At 60.6% G+C, this 6,666-nt stretch carries 8 protein-coding genes; 3 read left to right on the forward strand and 5 right to left on the reverse strand.

All coding sequences use genetic code 11. From position 1 onward, the window contains the following. The 4 genes from EN914_RS18930 to EN914_RS18945 form a co-directional block, all read right to left on the reverse strand. Nucleotides 1–430, reverse strand: a 430-nt coding sequence (locus tag EN914_RS18930) for a 2Fe-2S iron-sulfur cluster-binding protein (protein ID WP_206527215.1), incomplete at its 3' end; no start/stop codon positions are given. Beyond that, on the reverse strand, nt 427–723 hold the full coding sequence (locus EN914_RS18935) for a sarcosine oxidase subunit delta (protein WP_013529658.1): 297 nt from the start codon (nt 721–723) through the stop codon (nt 427–429). The genes EN914_RS18935 and EN914_RS18930, both read right to left, overlap by 4 nt. A 10-nt stretch (nt 724–733) precedes the next feature. After that, on the reverse strand, nt 734–1,174 hold the full coding sequence (locus tag EN914_RS18940) for a hypothetical protein (protein ID WP_024502778.1): 441 nt from the start codon (nt 1,172–1,174) through the stop codon (nt 734–736). Next, nucleotides 1,174–2,427: a sarcosine oxidase subunit beta gene (locus tag EN914_RS18945; protein ID WP_013529656.1), complete on the reverse strand. Its 1,254-nt coding sequence runs from the start codon at nt 2,425–2,427 to the stop codon at nt 1,174–1,176. The genes EN914_RS18940 and EN914_RS18945 overlap by 1 nt, the downstream gene beginning before the upstream one ends. A 269-nt stretch (nt 2,428–2,696) precedes the next feature. Between EN914_RS18945 and EN914_RS18950 the strand changes: the two genes are divergently transcribed. After that, nucleotides 2,697–3,455 (forward strand): SDR family oxidoreductase, encoded by a 759-nt coding sequence (locus EN914_RS18950; RefSeq protein ID WP_024502779.1) that lies wholly within the window; start codon nt 2,697–2,699, stop codon nt 3,453–3,455. A 227-nt stretch (nt 3,456–3,682) separates the two neighbouring features. Here the strand turns inward: EN914_RS18950 and EN914_RS18955 are convergent, their stop codons facing one another. Further along, nucleotides 3,683–4,945 (reverse strand): hypothetical protein, encoded by a 1,263-nt coding sequence (locus tag EN914_RS18955; protein ID WP_127218786.1) that lies wholly within the window; start codon nt 4,943–4,945, stop codon nt 3,683–3,685. 369 nt (nt 4,946–5,314) lie between these two features. On the opposite strand from EN914_RS18955, the gene rpsU reads away from it, so the two are divergent. Both rpsU and EN914_RS18965 read left to right on the forward strand, forming a co-directional pair. Further along, entirely contained in the window at nt 5,315–5,593 is a 279-nt protein-coding gene (gene rpsU, locus EN914_RS18960) for a 30S ribosomal protein S21 (RefSeq protein WP_013529653.1), read from the forward strand. A gap of 138 nt (nt 5,594–5,731) precedes the next feature. Further along, on the forward strand, nt 5,732–6,574 hold the full coding sequence (locus EN914_RS18965; protein ID WP_013529652.1) for a tetratricopeptide repeat protein: 843 nt from the start codon (nt 5,732–5,734) through the stop codon (nt 6,572–6,574). Nucleotides 6,575–6,666 lie beyond the last annotated feature (92 nt).

Consider the following 6,666-nt stretch of genomic DNA (forward strand, 5'->3'; position numbering starts at 1 on the left):
CGTACAGGCTCTTCCATGCCGCCTTCGGCCACATGAAGGTCTTGTAGTAGAAGCCGGCCGAAAACATCGGCGACGCGATGTCGTTGACCGCACCGACGTCGAAGGACAGCGACGGCCAGCGGTTCTGCGACTGCGCCTCGAGCCCGTCATAAAGCTCCTGCACAGTCGCGCGCACGTTCGGCGTCTTGCGTGCCGCGTCGCGCCTGATTTCGACCAGCGCGTTCGGCTCCTCGGCGCCCGCCGACAGGATGCCGCGCGGACGGTGGTACTTGAACGAACGGCCGACCAGATGGACGCCATTGGCGAGCAGCGCCGAGGCCAGCGTGTCGCCCTCGATGCCGGCATAGGACTGGCCATCGAAGCTGAAACGCGCGGTCTTGGCTTGGCTGAAGCGGCCGGCGCCGGAAATGCGGTACGACGCGCCGCTCATTTGCCAACTCCCGGCAGCTTGGAGGGTTTGGGTTCGCCGGCCTTGTAGGTCATGACGAACCTGTCGGTGACGGTGTCGCGCACGGCGTTGAAGAAGCGCGCGCAGCCATGCATGTGCCGCCACCGCTCATAGATGATGCCCTTGGGGTTGGAGCGGATGAAGAAGAACTTTTCGAAATCGTCGTCGCTCTCGCCGGCCATATTGGCCGAGCGCGCAATATGCGCCTCGCCGGCGTTGCGGAACTCGAGTTCCGGACGCTCTTCCTCGCAATAGGGGCAGCGGATGAGAAGCATTTGTTCGTTCCTACAATTCGCCGTGGCCGACGCGGGCGCCCGCCGGTTGATCGCAAAGCTTCTGTCCCAGGGTCGCGAACGGCGCGACGAGCCGGATGCGTTCCTCCACGCTTGCAGCGGGACGAAACAGATCGCGCGACGCCATGTTGCCGAGAGTGAGTTGCATCGGATCGGTGGTGACGATGACTTGACGCGGCTGGAATGTCTCGTCTTCGTCAAGCCCTTCGGGACGTCCCTCGAAGAACATCACCACCCGCTGGCCGCCGCTCCAGACGCAGGCCAGCGTGCCGTCGTCGACCGAAAACGGCCAGACGGTCTCGTTGCCGGTGCGGCTGATCGGTTGCGTGCGCACTTCGTCAGCCGACGGAAAATGGAACATGCCCCGTTCCCCCGCCAGCACGTGTTCCCCCGCCAGCATCAGCGGCATCGCGACAGCCATCCCAGCCATCATCAGTGCGCCACCGCCGCCGCCGCCGCCTCGTCGATGAGCCGGCCGGTGCGGAAGCGCTCGATGGTGAAGGGCGCGTTGATCGGATGCGGATCGTCTTTGGCGATGGTGTGAGCAAAGACATGGCCCGAGCCCGGCGTCGCCTTGAAGCCGCCGGTGCCCCAGCCGCAATTGACATAAAGGCCGGGCACCGGCGTCTTGGCCAGGATCGGCGAGCGGTCGGGCGTGACGTCGACGATGCCGCCCCACGAGCGCAGCATCTTCATGCGCGTGAAGATCGGGAACATCTCGCAGATGGCGTCCAGCGTGTGCTGCAATATGTGCAGGCCGCCGGTCTGCGAATAGGAGACGTACTGGTCGGTGCCGGCGCCGATCACCAGCTCGCCCTTGTCGGACTGCGAGATATAGGCGTGCACCGTGTTCGACATGACCACGCAGGGCACCACCGGCTTGACCGGTTCCGACACCAGCGCCTGCAGCGGATAGCTTTCCAGCGGCATGCGCACGCCGGCCATATTCATGATGACGGAGGAATGGCCGGCGGCAACGACGCCGACCTTCTTGGCACCGATGAAGCCGCGCGTCGTGTCGACGCCCAAAACCGCGCCATTGGCCGCCCGCTTGACCCCGGTGACCTCGCAATTCTGAATGATATGGACGCCGCGCGCCGAGGCGCCGCGCGCATAGCCCCAGGCAACCGCATCGTGGCGCGCCGTGCCGCCGCGCCGCTGCAGCGCCGCACCGACCACCGGATAGCGCGCATCCCTGGAGGTGTTGAGCGGCGGGCAGAATTCCTTCGCCTGCTCCGGCGTCAGCCACTCATTGTCGATACCGTTCAGCCGGTTGGCGTGCACGTGGCGCTTCAGCACCTGCACGTCGTGCACATTGTGCGCGAGCATCATGACGCCGCGCGCCGAATACATGACGTTGTAGTTGAGCTCCTGGCTCAGCCCATCCCACAGCTTCAGTGCATGGTCGTAGATGCCGGCGCTCTCGTCATAGAGATAGTTGGAGCGGATGATGGTGGTGTTGCGGCCTGTGTTGCCGCCGCCGAGCCAGCCCTTTTCCAGCACCGCGACATTGGTGATGCCGTGAACCGTGGCGAGGTAATAGGCGGTGGCCAGGCCATGGCCGCCGGCGCCGACGATGATGACGTCGTATTCTTTCCTGGGCTCAGGCGAGGACCACTGTTCTTCCCAGCCCTTGTGGCCGCGCATGGCTTCACGGGCGATGGCGAATACCGAATATTTCTTCAACGTCCCAACCTCGCCCCAAAAAGGCTTCGCGAATGGCGGCCGGCGTTCAGTCGGTCCCGGCGCGCGAGGTGTATCACTAGCGAAACAGCGCTTCCACCCTTGCGCTGTTTGCGACGGCGCTTGCCGTTTTGCGCCGTGGTGAAAAAGACGCATCCGGCGCGTCGGCGCTTTCCAGCATCTTGGCGGGTATCGGGTGGCTCGCTTTGCCTCGATCTGCGACCAAGCATCCCAACTGCCGGTCAAGCCGGCGCGAAGAAAAGGATGCAAAAATGTTCGCACTCGCCAACAAGGTCGCCATCGTCACCGGCGCCAGTTCCGGCATCGGCCGCGCCACGGCAAAACTCTTTGCCGAGGAAGGCGCCAAGGTCATCGTCGCCGCCCGCCGCCAGGCCGAGCTCGACGCGCTTGTCGCCGAAATCGCGGATGCCGATGGCATCGCCATCGCGCTTGCGGGCGATGTCCGCGACGAAGCCTACGCAAAGGCCCTTGTCGATCTGGCGGTCGAAAAATTCGGCGGGCTCGACATCGCCTTCAACAATGCCGGCGCTGTCGGCCTGATGGGACCGATAGCCGAACTGCCGCTGGAAGGCTGGCGCGAGACGCTCGACACCAATCTCACCAGCGCGTTTCTCGGCGCCAAATACCAGGTGCCGGCAATGGTCGAGCGTGGCGGTGGTTCGCTGATCTTCACCTCCACCTTCGTCGGCCACACAGTCGGCATGCCAGGCATGACCAGTTATGCCGCGAGCAAGGCCGGCCTGATCGGACTGACACAGGTGCTTGCCGCCGAATACGGCCCGAAAGGCGTGCGGGTCAACGCGCTGCTGCCCGGCGGCACAGACACGCCGGCGGCAACCTTCAAGACTCCGGAATCACGGGCCTTCGTCGAAGGCCTGCATGCGCTCAAGCGTGTCGCGATGCCGGAGGAGATCGCCCGCTCGGCGCTCTATCTCGCCTCCGATGCCTCGAGCTTCACCACCGGAGCGGCTCTGTTTGCCGATGGCGGCGTGTCGATCAACCGGACGTGAGCAATTCCAGCGGCGGGATGCATGTTCACGGACAAGACTGGCGGCTGGCGCTTGCTGCCGCCGAGCCAGCCCTCTGCAGCACGGCGACGAAAGGGCGGAGGCGACAACGAGCGTCACCCGTCTCTTCCTTCTTCTACACCCCTGCCGCGATGATCCGACCAATGGCCTGGACGAATTTCTGCGTGAAATCTCAGTCTCCAGGGATGCCGGAGCCAAATTCCATCTCGCTATTTTTGCCGCGATCTGACCGCCAGAGAGGCGATGAAAACCACTGCAAAAAATATAGACGTAAAGCCAAACCAGTACAGTCGCACAATATTCTGCGGCCACATCTGAGACATCGGTTCAGAACTCGAATAGACAAAATCCACCGTTTGAAACACTATCGACACTATAGTAAGTAGCGTAATGAACGTCAGCAGAATCTGGATGATACCTTCGTATTTCGACGTTCTTTCGTCATATCGTCTTGAGACAGACGACTTGACGTCCTCGATGTAGCCGGACGTCGCGCCGACGAGCTCATCGCCCTTCCACCCATTCCAAAGCGATTGATAGAGGTTGCGCTCCTCTGCCCATTCGCAGACCGAAATGCTGTCGGCCTCATAGGTCAGCGCGCGGATCAGGTCGCTTTGCCTGTCGATTTCCTTGATGGTCTTGGCAAGCACGCTCGCCTTGGCCTCGTCGGCGATCAGGTTCAGGAACCTTTGCTGTACCCCGTCACGAAGGTCACGGATGAGGTTCCAGTGGTAATTCACATGGAAAACCATCTCCTTGAAAATCTTGTACGCCTCGTCCGGATCATCGGTTATGAGCCCGAAGATGGAATAGCCCGATATCACCCGTGAATTTTTCCCACTGGCGTATTCTATGTCGATGAATTGCTGATCGTCCTTTACCTTGTAATGTTTCCCGGCATCGACAGGGCAATCCGCAGATTGCCCCTCCGGGAAGATGGCGAAGAACTCCGCATAGCTGCCGCACAGGGAGACTTTCGAAATTTGCGCATCTTCGGGTGAAACCCCGGCAAAGCGGGCTATTTTGTCGAGCGCCGATTGATCCAGGATGGAAATGCCTTCAGGGATTTTTCCCCTGCTGAAAAGCCGCGGAAAAAATTCCTGGTACATATCAATGATATTGTCCAACGTCTTGGCGTCACAGCCTTTAAATTCTACAATCGTAAATATGTTACAAAGAAATACGCCATAATCTCTGGATTCATATTCGACACTGGTTGCGACCGACACAACCGTTTTAGCGGAAGAAAGGCCGTTTCTTGCTATTTCTTCTATGTATTCACTTCTTGAATTTACGACAAAGTAGCTATTCTTTCTTCGCGCAATTCGGTCCACGGCTATCGGCCTGAGATATGCTCCTTCGAAGGCGGGATTGTCCTCCAGCGCAATTTTCTGCTGCCTGAGCGTGTTGTTCGTCGACGAAATCTCATGTCCAAAAAACATCGGCACTGACGTGCAAAATTCGACCTTCAAATCGGCCCCCTCTTCGGATCATCCTCCAACGCCAGGAGGCTGCCCGAGTAATCCCACCCCAATTGCCGCAAGCTTGATTTTAATTGAACCGATGAGCAAGCATTTTCCCGCCTTGATAACTAATTAAACAGCAGCTTAAACAGCAGCCGCTACCGCGAGATGCGGGATTTCCGCCAACGCCGCCGGGATGCGCTAGGCCAGCCGCTGACGTCTGCGGGCATCAATACCTTTTGCCCAGAGCGATTCCGCTGTGGACAGCGCGGCATGATTCTGCTATCAGCCGCCACAATTCGTGGTGTAAACCGCCGCGGAGGCTAGCGGCTATGACCGCTTGCCTGTTGATATCAAACCCGAAAGACAGGATTGCCCGTGCAGGTACTCGTCCGCGACAATAACGTTGATCAGGCGCTTCGCGCTCTCAAGAAGAAGATGCAGCGCGAAGGCATTTTCCGCGAAATGAAGATGCGCGGTCACTACGAGAAGCCGTCCGAGAAGCGCGCCCGCGAAAAGGCTGAAGCCGTTCGCCGCGCCCGCAAGCTGGCCCGCAAGCGCGCCCAGCGCGAAGGCCTGCTGCCGATGACGCCGCGCCCTGTTGCTGCCGGCGCCGCTGGTGGTGCAGCTGGCGCTCCGCGTCCGCCGCGGTTCTAACGCCAATTTTTCGTCCTTTTCGAAGGATATCAGAGGTGGCGCGATGTGGAATCGCCGCCACCTTTTTGTTTTGATGTGACCGGTCCGGAGGGGGAGCCGGATCTGAACGACGCGGCTTGAAGTGAGGACAGGGCAGACATGAACGCAACGAGCGTGGAGCGCGGGACCGCATTGCGTGGTTTCGCCCTGACAGCGGCCCTGCTCTCCGGACTGGCGCTTGCCGGCTGCCAAACGGCGGGCCCGACCGGTGAATTCAACAACATCGACAAGGCGCAAGGCTCGAGCGAGAACATTTCCTCGCTGTCGGCGGTCATCCAGCGCAATCCCCAGGATCCCGAAGGCTACAATGTGCGCGGCTCGGCCTATGGCCGTGGCGGCCAATACCAGGCGGCGCTCAAGGATTTCAATCAAGCCATCCAGCTCAATCCGAATTTCTTCCAGGCCTATTCGAATCGTGCGCTCATCCAGCGCTTCCTCGGCAACCAGGAAGCCGCACTCGCGGACTACAACCGTTCGATCCAGATCAACTCGAACTATGACGCCGCCTATATCGGCCGCGGCAATCTCTACCGCAAGGCGGGTCGCACCCAGGACGCCTTCAACGACTTTCAGAAGGCGATCCAACTCGATACGACCGACGCGCGCGCCTACCACAATCGAGGCCTGATCTATCAGAGCCAGGGCCAGCACAAATTCGCCATCGAGGATTTCTCGACCGCCATCTCGCTGGCGCCGGACGCCGCCGAGCCCTACAACGGCCGCGGCCTCTCCTATCTGGCAACCAATGACGAGGACAACGCCTTCTCCGATTTCAACATGGCGATCAAGCTCGACGGCAAGAACGCCGAGGCCTGGGCCAACCAGGCGCTGATCTACGAGCGGCGCGGTGACAAGGCCAAAGCCGCGAAATCCTATAAGGAAGCCGTTCGCCTCGACCCGACCTACCAGCCGGCCAAGGATGGCCTCGCCCGCGTCAGCTGATCTCGGTTTCGGCAAACGCTTCCCATACAAAGCCGCGTGACATCCAAGTGCCGCGGGATCCTTGGCGTGTCCGAAAAGACGCACTTCGCAAC

Source organism: Mesorhizobium sp. M7A.F.Ca.CA.001.08.2.1 (assembly GCF_003998455.1).
Classification (GTDB): Bacteria; Pseudomonadota; Alphaproteobacteria; order Rhizobiales; family Rhizobiaceae; genus Mesorhizobium; species Mesorhizobium ciceri.